Origin of the sequence: Bosea sp. (in: a-proteobacteria) (genome assembly GCA_023910605.1) — a bacterium.
Lineage (GTDB): Bacteria > Pseudomonadota > Alphaproteobacteria > Rhizobiales > Beijerinckiaceae > Allobosea.
The window spans coordinates 1,478,515-1,493,193 of the sequence record JAAVVV010000001.1; the positions used below are offsets into that span (position 1 = coordinate 1,478,515).

At 68.1% G+C, this 14,679-nt stretch carries 15 protein-coding genes; 10 read left to right on the top strand and 5 right to left on the bottom strand.

The window, feature by feature from the left end; genetic code table 11:
- Positions 1 to 99: 99 nt before the first annotated feature.
- Entirely contained in the window at positions 100 to 390 is a 291-nt protein-coding gene (locus tag HEQ16_07195) for a DUF1150 domain-containing protein (protein MCO4053824.1), read from the top strand.
- 54 nt (positions 391 to 444) lie between these two features.
- Here the strand turns inward: HEQ16_07195 and HEQ16_07200 are convergent, their stop codons facing one another.
- Positions 445 to 1,230 carry an alpha/beta hydrolase gene (locus HEQ16_07200; protein MCO4053825.1) on the bottom strand — a complete coding sequence of 262 codons (786 nt, stop codon included), beginning with the start codon at positions 1,228 to 1,230 and terminating at the stop codon, positions 445 to 447.
- Between the two features lie 129 nt (positions 1,231 to 1,359).
- Here HEQ16_07200 and HEQ16_07205 point away from each other — a divergent pair, with 129 nt between their 5' ends.
- The 4 genes from HEQ16_07205 (at position 1,360) to HEQ16_07220 (ending at position 6,496) form a co-directional block, all read left to right on the top strand.
- Positions 1,360 to 2,634 (top strand): glycosyltransferase family 4 protein, encoded by a 1,275-nt coding sequence (locus HEQ16_07205; protein ID MCO4053826.1) that lies wholly within the window; start codon positions 1,360 to 1,362, stop codon positions 2,632 to 2,634.
- 37 nt (positions 2,635 to 2,671) lie between these two features.
- A complete protein-coding gene (locus HEQ16_07210; protein MCO4053827.1) occupies positions 2,672 to 3,274 on the top strand; it encodes a translation initiation factor IF-3 in 603 nt (200 codons plus the stop codon).
- A 164-nt stretch (positions 3,275 to 3,438) separates the two neighbouring features.
- Positions 3,439 to 4,296: a tryptophan 2,3-dioxygenase gene (locus HEQ16_07215; GenBank protein MCO4053828.1), complete on the top strand. Its 858-nt coding sequence runs from the start codon at positions 3,439 to 3,441 to the stop codon at positions 4,294 to 4,296.
- A 409-nt stretch (positions 4,297 to 4,705) separates the two neighbouring features.
- A complete protein-coding gene (locus tag HEQ16_07220) occupies positions 4,706 to 6,496 on the top strand; it encodes an ABC transporter ATP-binding protein/permease (protein MCO4053829.1) in 1,791 nt (596 codons plus the stop codon).
- Between the two features lie 43 nt (positions 6,497 to 6,539).
- Here the strand turns inward: HEQ16_07220 and HEQ16_07225 are convergent, their stop codons facing one another.
- From HEQ16_07225 to HEQ16_07235, 3 genes are all read right to left on the bottom strand, one after another.
- Complete coding sequence (locus HEQ16_07225; protein ID MCO4053830.1) at positions 6,540 to 7,019, bottom strand: META domain-containing protein; 480 nt, start codon at positions 7,017 to 7,019, stop codon at positions 6,540 to 6,542.
- A 419-nt stretch (positions 7,020 to 7,438) separates the two neighbouring features.
- Positions 7,439 to 8,464, bottom strand: a complete 1,026-nt coding sequence (locus HEQ16_07230) for an ATP phosphoribosyltransferase (protein MCO4053831.1) — start codon at positions 8,462 to 8,464, stop codon at positions 7,439 to 7,441.
- Positions 8,465 to 8,469: 5 nt separating this feature from the next.
- Positions 8,470 to 9,591, bottom strand: a complete 1,122-nt coding sequence (locus tag HEQ16_07235) for an ATP phosphoribosyltransferase regulatory subunit (protein MCO4053832.1) — start codon at positions 9,589 to 9,591, stop codon at positions 8,470 to 8,472.
- A gap of 335 nt (positions 9,592 to 9,926) precedes the next feature.
- Here HEQ16_07235 and HEQ16_07240 point away from each other — a divergent pair, with 335 nt between their 5' ends.
- Together HEQ16_07240 and murA are read left to right on the top strand one after the other, a co-directional pair.
- A complete protein-coding gene (locus HEQ16_07240) occupies positions 9,927 to 10,091 on the top strand; it encodes a hypothetical protein (GenBank protein MCO4053833.1) in 165 nt (54 codons plus the stop codon).
- A 53-nt stretch (positions 10,092 to 10,144) separates the two neighbouring features.
- The gene (gene murA / locus HEQ16_07245) at positions 10,145 to 11,434 is read left to right on the top strand and encodes a UDP-N-acetylglucosamine 1-carboxyvinyltransferase (GenBank protein MCO4053834.1); all 1,290 of its coding nucleotides are present in this window, start codon (positions 10,145 to 10,147) and stop codon (positions 11,432 to 11,434) included.
- Here the strand turns inward: murA and HEQ16_07250 are convergent, their stop codons facing one another.
- Entirely contained in the window at positions 11,435 to 12,454 is a 1,020-nt protein-coding gene (locus HEQ16_07250) for an alpha/beta fold hydrolase (GenBank protein MCO4053835.1), read from the bottom strand.
- 90 nt (positions 12,455 to 12,544) lie between these two features.
- Between HEQ16_07250 and HEQ16_07255 the strand changes: the two genes are divergently transcribed.
- From HEQ16_07255 to HEQ16_07265, 3 genes are read left to right on the top strand one after another with little or no spacing between them, the layout of a single operon-like run.
- Positions 12,545 to 13,453, top strand: a complete 909-nt coding sequence (locus HEQ16_07255; protein ID MCO4053836.1) for a folate-binding protein YgfZ — start codon at positions 12,545 to 12,547, stop codon at positions 13,451 to 13,453.
- The gene (locus tag HEQ16_07260) at positions 13,450 to 14,076 is read left to right on the top strand and encodes a DNA-3-methyladenine glycosylase I (protein ID MCO4053837.1); all 627 of its coding nucleotides are present in this window, start codon (positions 13,450 to 13,452) and stop codon (positions 14,074 to 14,076) included. Before HEQ16_07255 ends, HEQ16_07260 begins: the two co-directional genes overlap by 4 nt.
- A 29-nt stretch (positions 14,077 to 14,105) precedes the next feature.
- Positions 14,106 to 14,666 (top strand): HD family hydrolase, encoded by a 561-nt coding sequence (locus tag HEQ16_07265; protein MCO4053838.1) that lies wholly within the window; start codon positions 14,106 to 14,108, stop codon positions 14,664 to 14,666.
- Positions 14,667 to 14,679: the final 13 nt, after the last annotated feature.

Here is a 14,679-nt window from a genome sequence, read left to right on the forward strand (position 1 = left end):
GGCGCCGGATTTGCCTGCCAGGCCGCAGGCGGTGCCGGCGTGGACCTTTTCGCGCAGCCGCGCAGTTTCACCCATGGCCTCGCTGTGCAGGAGGATGCGATGAGAAGCACTGACAAGCGCAAGACTGACAAGCGCAAGACGGTCCCCCGTGACCAACTGTTCTCCCTCGCCGACCTCGCCGCGCTTGGCACGGGGCAGGTCGCCTATGTCCGGCCCATGCGCTCCGAGGAGGTGCGCAAGCTGGTGCCCCAGGCGCGCGACATCCCCGGCGGGCTGGACCTCTTCGCCCTGCTGGACGCGGACGGCACGCCGATCATGATCGCGGACTCGCGCGATGAATTGACGGCGAACGCCATCGAGAACGAGCTTACCACGGTGTCAGTGCACTGAAGGCCTGATGAGCCGAACCTGCTGGCGCGGGCTGTGGCCTGCGCCGGTTTCCGTTCACGCCTCCGGGGCGCCCGTCATCGCCGCCACGGCCCGGATCAGCAAGGCTATGTCGCTGTCGCGCGACAGCCTGTGGTCGCCATCCTTCACCAGCGTCAACGTCACGTCATCGGCGGGCAGGTGTTCGACAAGCGTCATGGCATGCTGCCACGGCACGTCGGGGTCCTGCATGCCCTGCAGGATCGCGATGGGACAGCCCGGCTCGATCGGCTTGCCCAGCATCAGATGGTTGCGGCCATCCTCGATCAGCGCCCGCGTGATCGGGTAGGGCTCGGGCGCATAGGCCGACGCGCGCAGCCAGCGGCCCTGGCTCATGATCTCCTCGCGGATCGCCGGGCCGAACTGCGCCCACATCAGCGCTTCGGTGAAGTCGACGGCCGGCGCGATCAGCACCAGCCCGCCCGGAGACCGACCCTTCGCCCTGAGCGCCCGCGCCGCCAGCAACGCGAGCCACCCGCCCATGGACGAGCCCACGAGGATGGGCTTCTCGCCGCCAGCATGGGCGATCATGGCGAGGACATCCGCCAGCCAGACCGCGATCGTGGCTTCATCGAAGGACCCGCCGCTCTCGCCATGACCGGTATAGTCGAAGCGCAGCAGCGCGCGGCCCTCCTGCGCGGCCCAGTTCGCCAGCGCCTCCGCTTTCGTGGCGCGCATGTCCGAACGGAAGCCGCCGAGCCAGATCACGGCAGGCCCGGCGCCCTGCTGCGCCAGATAGGCGAGCTCGCGGCGGCCCGGCGCGTCATGCCGTGTCAAAAACTGTGGGTGCGGGCGCATGAGCATGGCATCTCCCTGTCATGGTGCTTGGACCTGATGCCGTGATTCGTGCCAGGATGCCGCGACAATGTCGCGGCCAGCCTTTGGAGACCCGGTCTCGGCAGCGGCCTTATGTGGTGATGCCCAAGCCTTTTGATGTCCAGCTCATTGATCCCCAGGCCTCCTGATGCTCCAGACCTTGCGATGCTGCCGACCCTGCGCGCTGGCGGGCAGGACGCCGTGAGCGCCCGCGGCGCTCATGCCCTTGCCGGGCGCACCATCCTGCAGATCGTGCCCGAGCTGCAGGCCGGCGGGGCCGAGCGCACCACCGTGGACATCGCCGAGGCGCTGGCCTCGCTGGGCGCTCGCTCGCTGGTCGCCACAGCGGGCGGCCGGCTCGTGGCTGAGCTTCAGGCCAAGGGCGGCGTCTGGCTGCCCTTTCCGGCGGCCGAGAAGAACCCGTTCAAGATGCTGCGGAACATCAGGGTCCTGTCACGGCTGTGCGCGGCGGAGAAGGTCGATCTCGTGCATGCGCGCTCCCGCGCCCCCGCCTGGGTGGCGCTGGCTGCGACGCGGGCGATGAAGCTGCCTTTCGTGACCACCTATCACGGCTCCTATTCAGGCAGCTCGGCCATCAAGGTGCTCTACAATTCGGTGATGGCGCGGGGCGATGTGGTGATCGCAAACTCCCATTACACCGCCGGCCTGATCGCGTCGATGCATCCCTTCGCCAAGCATCGCACGCGCGTCATCCACCGCGGCACGGATTTCTCGTCCTACAGGCCAGACGCGGTCGAGCCCGAACGAATCAGCGCGCTGCGCAGGGCCTGGGGCGTGGAGCCGGACCAGCGGATCATCCTGCTGGCTGGCCGCCTCACAGGCTGGAAGGGCCAGCGCGTGCTGATCGAGGCCGCGCGGCTGATGAAGCAGTCCGGCGCCCTCGGCGATGCCGTTGTCGTGCTGGCCGGGGACGCGCAGGGCCGCAATGATTATGTGGCCGAGCTTGACGGGCTGATCGCGGCGGGCGGGCTGGAGCGCGTCGTGCGCCGCGTCGGGCACTGCGCCGACATGCCGGCGGCTTTCCTCGCAAGCGCCGTGGTGGCGGCTCCCTCGACCGAGCCCGAGGCCTTCGGCCGCGTCGCGGTCGAGGCGCAGGCCATGGGCGCTCCGGTCGTGGTGTCCGACCTCGGCGCCGTGCCCGAGACGGTCCTGGCTCCGCCGCAATGCACGGCGCAGGAGCGCACGGGCTGGCGCGTGCCCGCAGGCGACGCCTCCGCGCTGGCGCGGGCGCTCGAGGAGGCACTGGCCTTGAGGCCGAGCGCGCGCGATGCACTGGCGCGGCGCGCCCGCAGCCATGTCGAAGCCAGATTTTCGCTGCAACACATGGTGGGCGAGACCCTCGACGTCTACAGCGCCCTGCTTGGCGGCTGAATCTGGCCCTCATGGGCCACGCAGGCGTTGAAACTCGATGTTCATTGTGCAAAATGTGGTCGGCCAGCGCGCAAGGCGCGATCACGCAGGAGAGACTCCCATTCGCAGACCGTTTCGTGCCCTTCCCGTGCCCCAGAAGGACGGCCCCCGGATCAATCGCGACATCCGCATCCGCGAGGTGCAACTGATCGATCAGAATGGCGAGAACAAGGGCGTCGTGCTGTCCGCCGATGCGCTGAAGATGGCGGAGGATGCGGGCCTCGATCTCGTCGAGATTGCGCCCAATTCTGTGCCGCCCGTCTGCAAGATCCTTGATTACGGCCGCTTTCGCTTCGCCGAGCAGAAGAAGGCCGCCGAAGCGCGCAAGAACCAGAAGATCATCGAGATCAAGGAGCTCAAGCTTCGCCCCGGCATCGACAAGCACGATTACGAGGTCAAGATGCGCTCCCTCAAGGGGTTCATCGAGGAAGGCGACAAGGTCAAGATCACCTTGCGCTTCCGCGGCCGCGAGATGGCGCACCAGCATCTCGGCATGGAAGTGCTCAATCGCGTCAAGGCCGAGACCGCGTCCTTCGTGAAGGTCGAGTCGGAGCCTTCCATGGAAGGCCGCCAGGTGGTGATGGTGTTGGCCCCGAAGTGAGGCCTGCGCCGCACGCTTGAGGCAAGCCCGGCTCCAGGCCGGGCTTTTTCGTTTCCGGATGCCTTGTTTTTTGGCTTCTGGTGCTGGTCAACAGGCGAGGGCGGCACGACAATCGCTTGCATGTGCGCGGCCATTCCCGCGCCCGCCTTGATGAGACCGCCATGATGACCTACGTCGCGACCCCGATGCCGCCGATGGACCCCACGGTGGACACGTCCAGCAATCATTACTGGACCTACCACGACCTGCCGACGCTGCTGGCCTGCAAGCGGCCCGTCACCGCCTCGAAGGACGAGGATCTCTTCATCGCCGTCCATCAGGTCTGCGAGATCGCCTTCCACCAGATGATTCTGGACCTTGAGCGCACGCTTGAGGGTCTGAAGCAGGGTGTCGATGTGCCCGGCGGGCGCATCGGCGATCTCTCCGAGCCTGCCTATTTCCTGAAGCGCGTGGTGCAGCTGTGGCGCACCGTCAACGCCACCATGCCCATCCTGGCCGGCATGCGCGGCTTCGCCGAGTTCCGCACCGCGCTGGGACCCACCTCCGGCTTCCAGTCCTGGCAGTTCCGCCGCATCGAGATCATGAGCGGAGTCGCTCGCCGCTACTGGCAGGGCGGAACTGCGGACGAGACCGGTAAGGTCCATGTCGCGGAGAGCGAGTTCGACCGGCATTTCGGCGCCGAGGTGCAGCAATGGTTCGAGCGCCACCGCAGCCATTCCCTGCGCCATTATGCCGATGAGCTTGTCGCGATCGCGAAGACCGCAGGCGCCCAAGATCCTGCGGCCTGGCTCGACGAACATCCCGTGGCCGGGCCGCTCACACGCCTGATGGCCGTGTTCGACCGCGCGCAGCTCGTGTTCCACCGCTCGCATCTCCAGCTTGCGGCGGTGCAGCTCGCCCGCGTCGGCGTCGAGGTCGGCACGGGCGGCACCTCCTTCAAGGATTATCTCGCCCGTTACGAGGCGGAACTGGCCCCGCTCTTTCCGATGCTCCGCGCGCGGCCTGAGATCGAGGAGATTTGACCGGCCATTGACGCCGGCCGCTGCGCCGGGTCACGAATGGCCCATCCAAAAGGTGCCAACTGCGCTATGAGACATGGCGACTCAGACCGGGACTCCCTTCATGAATCTGCTGATCGCGCTTTCCGGCCTTGCCTCCGCCGCCGGCCTTTCCGGCGCACTGTGGGGCGGCTGGTTCGCAGACGTGCCGCTCTATGTGGCGGTGGCCGGGGTGCTCATGACCGGCGCGCTGGTGCTCAGCCGCGGGGTAGGGCCGTTCCTGCGCTTCTTCATCGCGTTCTATGCGATGGGCTATGTGGCGCTGATCGCCATGCTGGCCCTGCAGGGCCAGTTCCCCGCCTCCTGGCGCCCCTTCGTGCCGCCGCCGCTGACGGCCTTCACCGCCGCCGCCTTCGCGCTGCTGGCGTTCGTCATGAGCCGCGTGCCGGTCATGCGCCAGATCACCGAGATCACCGACAAGTATTTCTCCACCGACGAGCGCGCCACCTATGAGCTGATTCCGGGCCGGCCCTTCACCTTCCCCGTGCGCTGGATGGCGATGGCGCTTCTGGCCATCATCATCCTGATCAATCTGGGCCAGGTCTGGGTGTCGGTCAGCCTTTCCTTCTTCAACCGCGACTGGTTCGACGCCATCCAGGCCAAGAATGCGGGCGAGTTCTGGCGTCTGTTGTGGAAGGTGTGGCTGCCGCTGGTGGGCGTTCTGATCGCCTCGAACTTCATCGAATTTCTCATCGTCTCGGCCTTCAAGATCCGCTGGCGCTCCTGGCTCACGGAGAAGCTGTTCGGCCGGTGGCTGGAGGATGGCACGCATTACCGGCTCCAGTTCGGCGATGCCCGCGTCGACAACCCCGACCAGCGCATTTCCGAAGACATCCGCAAATACATCGAGACGACCTATTCGCTCACCATCTCGATGATCCAGCAGATCTCGGGGCTGGTGTCCTTTTCGGTCATTCTCTGGGGCCTGTCCGCCAACCTCACCTTGCCCGGCCTTGATGCCAAGGTGCCGGGCCTGCTGTTCTGGATCGCGTTGGCCTATGCCGCCATCGGCACGCTCATCACGCACATGATCGGCAAGCGGCTTATCCGGCTCAACTTCCAGCAGGAGGTCTATGAGGCGGATTTCCGCTTTGGCCTGGCGCGGCTGCGCGAATATGGCGAGCCCATCGCGCTGCTGGCTGGCGAACGGGCCGAGACGCGGCGTCTGGGCCGCCAGTTCGGCGAGGTGATCCGCAACTTCTTCGGCATCGTGCGGGTGCAGAAATGGCTGTCCGCCTTCATCCAGCTTTATGGCTCGTCCAATTCCATCGTGCCCATCGTCATCACCGCGCCCTTCTTCTTTGCCGGGCAAATCACGCTGGGCGTGCTCACCCAGACCAGCCAGGCCTTCGCGCGGGTGGATGCCGCCCTGTCCTTCTTCATCGACCGCTATTCCGTGCTGGCCGACTTCAAGGCAGTGGTGGATCGCCTTTCCAGCTTCGATGCCTCCTTGCTCAAGGCGGAGACGATCAAGGCCGAGAGCCGCATCGCGCTGTCTTCTTCGCCGGATGACCGGCTCCATGTCTCGGGGCTCACCTTGAGCCTGCCCAATGGCCAGCCCATCGTGAAGGTGGGCGAACTGAGCATGCGCCAGGGCGAGCGCACCTTGCTGGTCGGGCCGTCAGGCTCGGGCAAATCGACCCTGTTCCGGGCCGTGGCCGGCATCTGGCCTTTCGGCGAGGGCGTGATCGCGGCCCCGGGGGGCAAGTCCGTGATGCTGCTGCCGCAGCGTCCCTATCTGCCGCTCGGCTCCTTGCGCGATGCGGTCAGCTATCCGGGCGTGGCGGGCGCCTATTCGGACGAGGCGATCATCGCTGCGCTGGAGGTGGCGCGCCTGCCGCACCTCACCGGCCGGCTGAACGAGGAGGCCTTCTGGGTGCAGGTGCTTTCGCTCGGCGAGCAGCAGCGCCTCGCCATCGCCCGCGCGCTTCTGTCGCGGCCGGACTGGCTGTTCCTCGATGAAGCCACGGCTGCGCTCGACGAGCCGCTGGAGGCGGCGATCTATGGCGTGCTGCTTGAGCACCTGTCGGGCACGACCATCGTCTCGATCGGGCACCGCTCGACGCTGAGGGCCATGCATGACCGCATCATAGCGATGAAGCCCGTGGGTGATTCGGAACGGCTCTTCACGCCGACTGACTTCGCGGCCGGGAAGGCTGGCTGACGAAACCGCCCGGGCGGCGGGGCTCGCCCGCCGCGCCCCGTCCTCAGAGCGCGCGCTCGAAACGCAGTTCGCCGCCCACGCCCTGCAGCACGAGCTGGCCATTGACGATGTCCCATTTGCGTGCCCCGCGCAGCGACACAAGGAAGCTGCGCTCTGCCGCCATGGCCGGGGCAGGGCAGGCGCGCCGCGTCACGGCCACCGGCCCCACGGCGAAGCCCTGGTCGCGAAGCGGATAGGCCGCGGCCGAGAAGGTGTTGCAGCCCGCGAAGCCCTTGGCGCGCAGCTGGTCGTCGATGACCAGCGTGGGGCGCTCGCCATCGAGCGGGCGCCCGTTGAGGCTGATCGCCGACCACGAGGCGCCCAGAGGGAACTGCTTCTCGGTGCGCGGCTGCGGCACGGGGTTGGTGTCCGAATAGCGCGGATCGGGCCGGGTCTGGGCCAGCGCGCCCGCCGCGACAAGGCCAGCTGCGGCGACCATGCCCACAAGGGCGATACGTCTGGAAGAAAGCAGTCTGCGCGACATCGAAACAACCCGATCAGGTGCGGCATGGCCGGCGGTCCATGCCCAAGGCCGAAAACTCAGGAAACCGGTTGCGGACCATAGAAAGCTGCGCCGCATAGTCAACTTCGCAAGCGCGCCCCAGCGCCCGGCCTCGGCCACTTCATCGCCACCGGTGCAAGCGAGGCTCATTGCACGACAGTCGGTTTCGCCCGCCTTTCCGGCGCAAGATTGCGAGGCGCGCTCAGGTTCCGGAAAAACTCGCCAGCTTCGCTGATCCGGCCTCGGGCAAACTACGTATGCCACCACGAAGCTCCTTTTGGACTTCCTTCCCCAAGGTCAGCCCACCCCTCCCCGGATGGGCTGTTTTCTGTGAGGCCACCTCTCCCCCGGGGTGGCCTCTTTTTTGGGCGCGTGCTGGCTCCAGCGCCAGAGCTTGCGGTTCATGCCTGGCCGATGCGGCCCAGCAGCCTTTCCAGCAGCGGGTTGTCCTGCCGGAAGACGTAATCGAGCGAGCGCACCGTCACGTCGCTGGCGCCCGCCTCCTGGAGCGCATCCGCCAGTGCGAAGACCGAGTCTGCCGGGCAATGCGCGGTCAGGATGCCGGCGCCGGCCCCGTTGGGCGCGCCGAATGGCAGTCTGGCCTGATGGCGGCCGATCAGATCCCAAAGCGCGGCTTCCTCCAGCTCGCCAGGCCGGGCGCGCACCTCGCTCATGCGGCGGCCTTCTTCCTCGGCTGCGATGCGCAACAGGATGGACCGGGCGGCGCGACGGGCGCGTGCGCCCCACGAAGCCTTCATCGAGGCGACGAGGTTAGCTTCCGAGGCCAGCATCACCCCGTCATCCAGCACCTTCAGCGCGTTCGCCGCCAGGGTGGACCCGGTTGTGGTGATGTCCACGATGATCTCGGCCGTGCCTGCGGCCGGCGCGCCTTCCGTGGCGCCGAGACTCTCGACGATCCGGTAATCGGTCACGCCATGCCCGGCGAAGAAGCGCCGGGTGAGGTTCACGTATTTCGTGGCGACACGCAGCTTGCGGCCATGGCGCAGGCGCATGTCCTCGGCGATGTCATCGAGATCGGCCATGGTCGCGACATCGATCCAGGCCTGCGGCACGGCCACCACCACATTGGCCGAGCCGAAGCCGAGCGGCGTGATCAGTTCCATCGTCCCCGCCACGTCGGCCACCTGCTCGCGCACCAGGTCCTCGCCCGTGATGCCCAGATGCGCTGTGCCGCTGGCCAGCTGCGCCACGATTTCCGATGCCGACAGGAACGCGACCTCGACATCCGCGAGCCCGGCGATGACGCCGCGATAGTTCCGCTCGCCCTTCTGCTGGGCGAAGGCGAGGCCTGCGCGGGCGAAGAAGGCCGAGGCGTTTTCCTGCAGCCGGCCCTTGGAGGGCACGGCCAGCACCAGCGGCGGATCAAGCGAAGGGCCGGCGGCGGCGCTGTCGGCGGAGGAATTCATGGCGCTCATGCGGGCCTCCCCACCAGCCGGCCGAGCCAGATCGAGGCGCCGACAGCCGGCGTCGGCTCCGCCGCGCCGAGCTTGCCGAGCAGGGTGTCGTAGCGTCCCCCGCCGGCGACCGGCTTCGGCGAGCCAGGGGAGGGGTCGTGCAGCTCGAAGATGAAGCTGGTATAGTAGTCGAGATTGCGCGCGAAGCTGGCGTCAAAGCGCATGGCGCCGATGTCAAGCCCACGGGCCGCGATGAAGCCGGTGCGGGCCTCGAGCGCGTCGAGCTCCGACGCCAGCCCGAGCCCGGCATCGGCCGCGAGCGCGCGCAGCGCGGCGGCGCAGCTGTCTGGATCGCCGGAGACGCCGAGCAGGCGCTCGATGATCCGCCGCGCCTCGGATGATACGCTCAGGTCGCGCTCGCTGGCTCTGGCCAGGAAGCGGCTGGCGATGTCACCGGCCGTCCGCCCGCCGACAGTCGAGATGCCCGCGATGGACAGCACGTTTTCCACGAAATCGCGCGCGGCCCTGGGGTCCTGGCCCTGTAGCGCGGCGAACAGGCCGGAATGCTGCGCGAAGGCTGAATCGGCCGGCGTCTCGAGGGTTGCCGCCGCCGCCACGCCCTCGCCAGCGCCAACCGCCCGCATCAGCCGGCGCTGGGCGCTGGCGGGTAGGTTGAGCGCGCCGAGCGCGGCCCTGAGCACGGCCACGTCGCCGAGGCGGATCTGCGGGCTGGCCAGCCCGGCCGCGGCTGCGGCCTCGCATGTCAGGGCCAGCACTTCGGCGTCGGCGGCTTCGGCATCGGTCCGGCCGATGGATTCGATTCCTGCCTGCAGGAACTCGCCGCTCTCGCCGCTGCGCATGCGGAAGACCGGTCCGAGATACGCATAGGCGCCGGCCTCGCCGGTGGCGGCGGAGGCGAGGTGCGCGCGGCACACGGGTATGGTGAATTCGGGCCTGAGGCACCATTCCCGGCCATCGCCGTCCTGGGTCATGAACATGCGCTTTCGCATGTCCTCGCCCGAGACATCGAGGAAGATATCGGCCGGCTGCAGGATGTCCGGCTCCGCGCGCTGATAGCCCGCGCGTCCGAACGTGCCGAGCAGCGCCACCGCCAGAGCCTGATCAGCCGCGCCGATCATCATGCATGCGTCCCCGAGAATGTCCCACCTGTCCGAGGGGCTCTCTAACAGCCCTTCTCGTGCGAGGCGACGGTTTTTGCCGCGCAGGGTGAACGGTTATGGCCGCAAGCGCCAGCGCGGCCGCCGCGCGTGTTGGCCCGGACCGTTTGCGTCCATGCCCCGCCCGCAGTATCGCTCGGCGAGATCGCGGCGTGCATGAAAGCTTGAGAAATCGCGCGCTCCGCAGTATCTCCGCAGCATCCGGACTGCCAGAGCGGCGTCGCGGCCTGTTTTCGCAGGCCCTGGCTGCGCCCGGTGCGGCCCGGTGCGGCCGGCCGGGCGAAAGAAGAGTGCTGATGGCGAAGGAGCCCGCTGAGGACCCGAAGGCAAAGCGGCTGGCCGCTGCGCTGCGCGAGAACCTCAGGCGCCGCAAGGCGCAGGCGAGGGGACGGGCCGCGGACCGGCCTGCCCCCGCTGACGGTCCTGCCGCGCCACGGGATGACGCCGACCGCGTTGAGTGACTTCGATCAGGCCCGCGCCCGTCGCGCCGTGCCGCATCCGATGAAAGAGCAAGATGGACCGCATTCGCATCGTGGGCGGCGCCCGCCTCAACGGCTCGATCCCGATCTCTGGGGCCAAGAACGCCGCCTTGCCTCTGATGATCGCCAGCCTGCTCACCGACGACACGCTCACGCTCGAGAACGTGCCGCGCCTGTCGGATGTCGCGAATCTCTCGCGCATCCTCTCCAATCACGGCGTTGACCGCACGGTTCCGGGCAAGCGCGTCGGCCAGACCGTCGAGACCGGCCAGACCCTGTCGCTCTGCGCCCGGACCATCGTCGACACCTGCGCGCCCTATGAGCTCGTCTCCACGATGCGCGCCTCGTTCTGGGTGGTCGCGCCGCTGGTGGCCCGCATGGGCGAGGCCCGCGTCTCGCTGCCCGGTGGCTGCGCCATCGGCACGCGGCCGGTCGATTTCCTGCTGATGGCGCTGGAGAAGCTCGGCGCGACCATCCGCATCGAGGCAGGTTACGCCATCGTCACCGCGCCCAAGGGGCTGCAGGGCGGCCGCATCCAGTTTCCGAAGGTCACCGTGGGCGGCACCCACACCGCGCTGATGGGCGCCGTCCTGGCCCGCGGCGCTTCCGTCATCGAGAATGCCGCGCGCGAGCCCGAGGTGGTCGACCTCGCCCAGTGCCTCATCAAGATGGGCGCGAAGATCGAGGGCATCGGCACCTCGACGCTGCATGTCGAGGGCGTGGCCCGCCTCAATGGCGCGCGCCATGCCGTGGTGCCCGACCGCATCGAGACAGGCACCTATGCCATGGCAGTGGCGATGACCGGCGGCGACGTGCTGCTGGAAGGCGCCCATGCCGGCGACCTTCAGGCCGCGCTCTCCGTGCTGGAGCAGGCCGGCGTCGATGTGGTGAACGAGCGCGCCGGGGTGCGCATCCGCCGCAATGGCCATGCGCTGATGCCGGTCGATGTCACGACCGAGCCCTTCCCTGGATTCCCCACAGATCTTCAGGCCCAGCTCATGGGTCTGATGAGCATGGCGAAGGGCACCTCGCGCATTCGCGAGACGATCTTCGAGAACCGCTTCATGCATGTGCAGGAACTGGCCCGGCTTGGCGCCAGGGTGCGTCTCGACGGCGACACCGCCTATGTGGACGGCGTCGAGAAGCTGACGGGCGCCCCGGTGATGGCGACTGACCTGCGCGCCTCGGTCTCGCTGGTCATCGGCGCGCTGGCGGCCGAAGGCGAGACGACGATCAACCGCGTCTATCATCTCGATCGCGGCTTCGAGGCGCTCGAGACAAAGCTCTCCCGTTGCGGCGCAACGGTGGAGCGGCTCAGCGGCTGATCAGGCCAGCGCTTCTTCCACGATCGCCCTGAGCGCCGCCCGGTCGCCCGCCTCGCGGCCGAAGGCGGCGCCGTGGCCAGAGAGGCTGTCCACCACCTTGACTGCCGCATGGGGAAACAGCCGCGCATGGTCCGCCGCATCCTGCGGATGGAAATAGATGTCCGTGGCGATCGGCGCGAAGACCACCGGCATCATTGCCCGCTTGGCAGCCGTGGCGAGACAGCCGCCGCAGCCTGGCGTTCCGGCGATGTCATGGCGCGCCCACATGCCAAGATGGCTCAGCAGATCGTTGGCGTCGCGGGCGTGATAGCGCGTGCGCCATTTGGCGAGGAAGCCCTCAAGGTCTTCAGCGGCCATGTCGGCATGGGCCTGATGGAGCCCTTCGGAGAAGTAGCGCGGCGAGAGCGCGAACGGCGCCCAGGCTTCCGACAGGCGCGACAGCCCTTCCATGGGCGGGCTGGCGTAGCGTCCGTCCGCGAAGGCCGGGTCGCTCTTCAGCGCCGAGGCCACGACGTTCAGGAACATCTGGCCATAAAGCGTCGTCCGCGCATTGCCGGCGATGCAGATCGCGGAGCCGACCCGCTCGGGATGGCTGACCGCCCACTGCACGGCCTGCTGGCCGCCCATGCTGGCCCCGATAACCGCCCGCACGCGCCCGATGCCGAGCGACGCGAGAAGCGCCGCCTGCAAGGCGACATTGTCGCGGATCGCCAGCGGCGGAAAATCGGCCCCTGCATGGGGCGCCGGCGTGTTGGAGGGCGAACTGGACCGGCCATTGCCCATCAGCTCGACATCAATGATCCAGCGCCGGCTCTCCGCCAGCGGCCCGTCATCGGCGCCCAGATAGCCAAGGCCAAGCGGGTTCGAGGCGAATGCGGTGCACAGCAGAACAGGCTCGCCATGGCCGATGCGGCCACGCTGGCGCCAGGCCAGCCTTGCCTCGGGCAAGACCGCGCCGCATTCAAGCGCGAAGTCGGCGATCATGAAGGTGTCGAAGGACGGTGCGGCTGGGACTTGCATGTCGCGTGTCGTGAAACGGGTTGAGGATCGGGCGCAGCCATCCTAACTAGCGCATCGATCCTTTTCCGACAGCTCAGACAGGCTCCCCCCATGCGCATCGCCCATTTGCCGGAACGCAGCGTGCTCAAGGTTTCGGGCGAGGACGCGCGCAAGCTGCTTGACGGGCTGTTCACCAATGATCTCGACCTCGTGACGCCTGAGCGTGCCGGCTATGGCGGGCTGCTCACGCCGCAGGGCAAGATCATCACCGATTTCCTCATCATCGAACTGCCCGATGAGGATGGCGGCGGCTTCGTGATCGATGTGCCCGCGGCGATGGCGCCTGATCTCGCGCGCCGGCTCACGATCTACAGGCTCCGCGCCAAGGTGGCGATCGAGGACATCTCCGAGCAGGCGACCGTGATCGCTTCCGCCGAAGGCGGGGCGCTGCCGGCGGATTGCGGCGTGGTGTTCACCGATCCGCGCTTCGCCGCCATGGGAGAGCGGGCCATCGTGGCGCGCGAGGACGCCGCGGATCTCGCGAACGCCTCCGCCGATGACTACCACGCCCACCGCATCAACCTCGGCATGCCCGATAGCGGCAAGGACTTCAGCCTGGGCGGCCATGCCAGCTTCCCGCATGAGGCGCTGTTCGACCAGCTGGGCGGGGTCTCCTTCACCAAGGGCTGCTATGTCGGCCAGGAGGTCGTCTCGCGCATGGAGCATCGCGGCACGGCACGCACCCGCATCGTGCCGGTGCGCTTCACCGGCGGCTTCCGCTCCGAATGGGGCGTCGACGTCACCGCCGGCGACCGCATCATCGGCTCGGTCGGCTCCACCGCCGGAGTGCGCGGCATCGCCACGCTGCGCCTCGACAAGGTGGCCGATGCGATGGCGGCCGGCATCCCCGTGCTGGCCGGCGGCCTCGACATCGCGATCGAGCCCGCGCCCTTCATCCGCTTTCCCTTGCCCGGCCAGCCCGGCTTCGGCGACGCCGGGGCGGGCGAGGGCGCGGCATGAACGGCGCGGCCCCACGCTCCGTCATCGAGCATCCCGACGGCCTTAGGCGCTGCCCCTGGCCCGGCACAGACCCGTTCTACGTGGCCTATCACGACACCGATTGGGGCGTGCCCGAACTGGATGACCGCGCCCTGTTCGAGAAGCTGATCCTCGACGGCTTCCAGGCTGGGTTGAGCTGGATCACCATCCTGCGCAAGCGCGAGAACTTCCGCGCCGCCTTCGACGGCTTCGATCCCGGCAAGATCGTGCATTACGGCCCCGGCAAGATCGAGGCGCTGATGCAGGATGCCGGCATCATCCGCAACCGCGCCAAGATCGAGGGCGCGATCCGCTCCGCGCGCATCTGGCTCGCCATGATGGAGCGAGGCTCCTTCAGCCGCCACCTCTGGGGCTTCGTGGATGGCCGGGCGGTGCAAGGCGCCTGGCGCTTCCACGATGAGGTGCCGACGCAGACGGCCGCCGCCGAGAAGCTGTCGAAAGATCTCAAGCGGCGCGGCTTCGCCTTTGTCGGGCCGACGATCGTTTATGCCTTCATGCAGGCGGTGGGCATGGTCAACGATCACCTCATCGATTGCTTCCGTCATGAGGAGTGCGCCGCGCTCGGCCGCGAGCTTCAATGGTGAAGACGCAGCTTTCACGCGCCTGGCAGCGCATGTTGTCGGGCCGCAGGCTGGACATCCTTGATCCCTCGCCGCTCGACGTGGAGATCGAGGACATCGCCCATGGACTCGCCCGCATGGCGCGCTGGAACGGGCAGACGCGCGGACCCTTCATCTTCTCGGTGGCCCAGCATTCGCTGCTGGTGGAGGCGATCAACGCCCATCTCGAACCTCGGATGGCGGGCCGCGAGCGGCTGATGGCGCTGCTCCATGATGCGCCCGAATATGTCATCGGCGACATCATCTCGCCCTTCAAGGCGGCGGTCGGCGAGAGCTACAAGAGCGTCGAGCATCGCCTGCTGGCGGCCATCCACATCCGCTTCGGCCTGCCGCCTGAAACCCCGGCCGGGCTCTACCGCAAGATCAAGCGGGCCGACCGCATCGCCGCCTTCCTGGAAGCCACGCTGCTGGCCGGCTTCTCCCGCGAGGAGGCGCTCCGGTTCTTCGGCCGCCCCGAGCCGCTGCCGCGGGAGGTGCTCGCGCTTGTCGAGCCAGTGGGCGCAGGCGACGCGCAGGCGCTCTTCCACGCCCGTTTCCTTGCCCTCACGGAGTGATGCGCGAGGCCGC

Excerpts from the sequence above, each read along its gene's own strand:
- HEQ16_07225 (MCO4053830.1), bottom strand. The coding sequence starts at position 7,019 with ATGTCGCGCAGACTGCTTTCTTCCAGACGTATCGCCCTTGTGGGCATG.
- HEQ16_07205 (MCO4053826.1), top strand. The coding sequence starts at position 1,360 with ATGTCCAGCTCATTGATCCCCAGGCCTCCTGATGCTCCAGACCTTGCG.
- murA (MCO4053834.1), top strand. The coding sequence starts at position 10,145 with ATGGACCGCATTCGCATCGTGGGCGGCGCCCGCCTCAACGGCTCGATC.
- HEQ16_07260 (MCO4053837.1), top strand. The coding sequence starts at position 13,450 with ATGAACGGCGCGGCCCCACGCTCCGTCATCGAGCATCCCGACGGCCTT.
- HEQ16_07220 (MCO4053829.1), top strand. The coding sequence starts at position 4,706 with ATGAGCCGCGTGCCGGTCATGCGCCAGATCACCGAGATCACCGACAAG.
- HEQ16_07240 (MCO4053833.1), top strand. The coding sequence starts at position 9,927 with ATGGCGAAGGAGCCCGCTGAGGACCCGAAGGCAAAGCGGCTGGCCGCT.
- HEQ16_07210 (MCO4053827.1), top strand. The coding sequence starts at position 2,672 with ATGTTCATTGTGCAAAATGTGGTCGGCCAGCGCGCAAGGCGCGATCAC.
- HEQ16_07200 (MCO4053825.1), bottom strand. The coding sequence starts at position 1,230 with ATGCTCATGCGCCCGCACCCACAGTTTTTGACACGGCATGACGCGCCG.
- HEQ16_07265 (MCO4053838.1), top strand. The coding sequence starts at position 14,106 with ATGTTGTCGGGCCGCAGGCTGGACATCCTTGATCCCTCGCCGCTCGAC.
- HEQ16_07215 (MCO4053828.1), top strand. The coding sequence starts at position 3,439 with ATGACCTACGTCGCGACCCCGATGCCGCCGATGGACCCCACGGTGGAC.
- HEQ16_07230 (MCO4053831.1), bottom strand. The coding sequence starts at position 8,464 with ATGAATTCCTCCGCCGACAGCGCCGCCGCCGGCCCTTCGCTTGATCCG.
- HEQ16_07250 (MCO4053835.1), bottom strand. The coding sequence starts at position 12,454 with ATGCAAGTCCCAGCCGCACCGTCCTTCGACACCTTCATGATCGCCGAC.
- HEQ16_07195 (MCO4053824.1), top strand. The coding sequence starts at position 100 with ATGAGAAGCACTGACAAGCGCAAGACTGACAAGCGCAAGACGGTCCCC.
- HEQ16_07235 (MCO4053832.1), bottom strand. The coding sequence starts at position 9,591 with ATGATCGGCGCGGCTGATCAGGCTCTGGCGGTGGCGCTGCTCGGCACG.
- HEQ16_07255 (MCO4053836.1), top strand. The coding sequence starts at position 12,545 with ATGCGCATCGCCCATTTGCCGGAACGCAGCGTGCTCAAGGTTTCGGGC.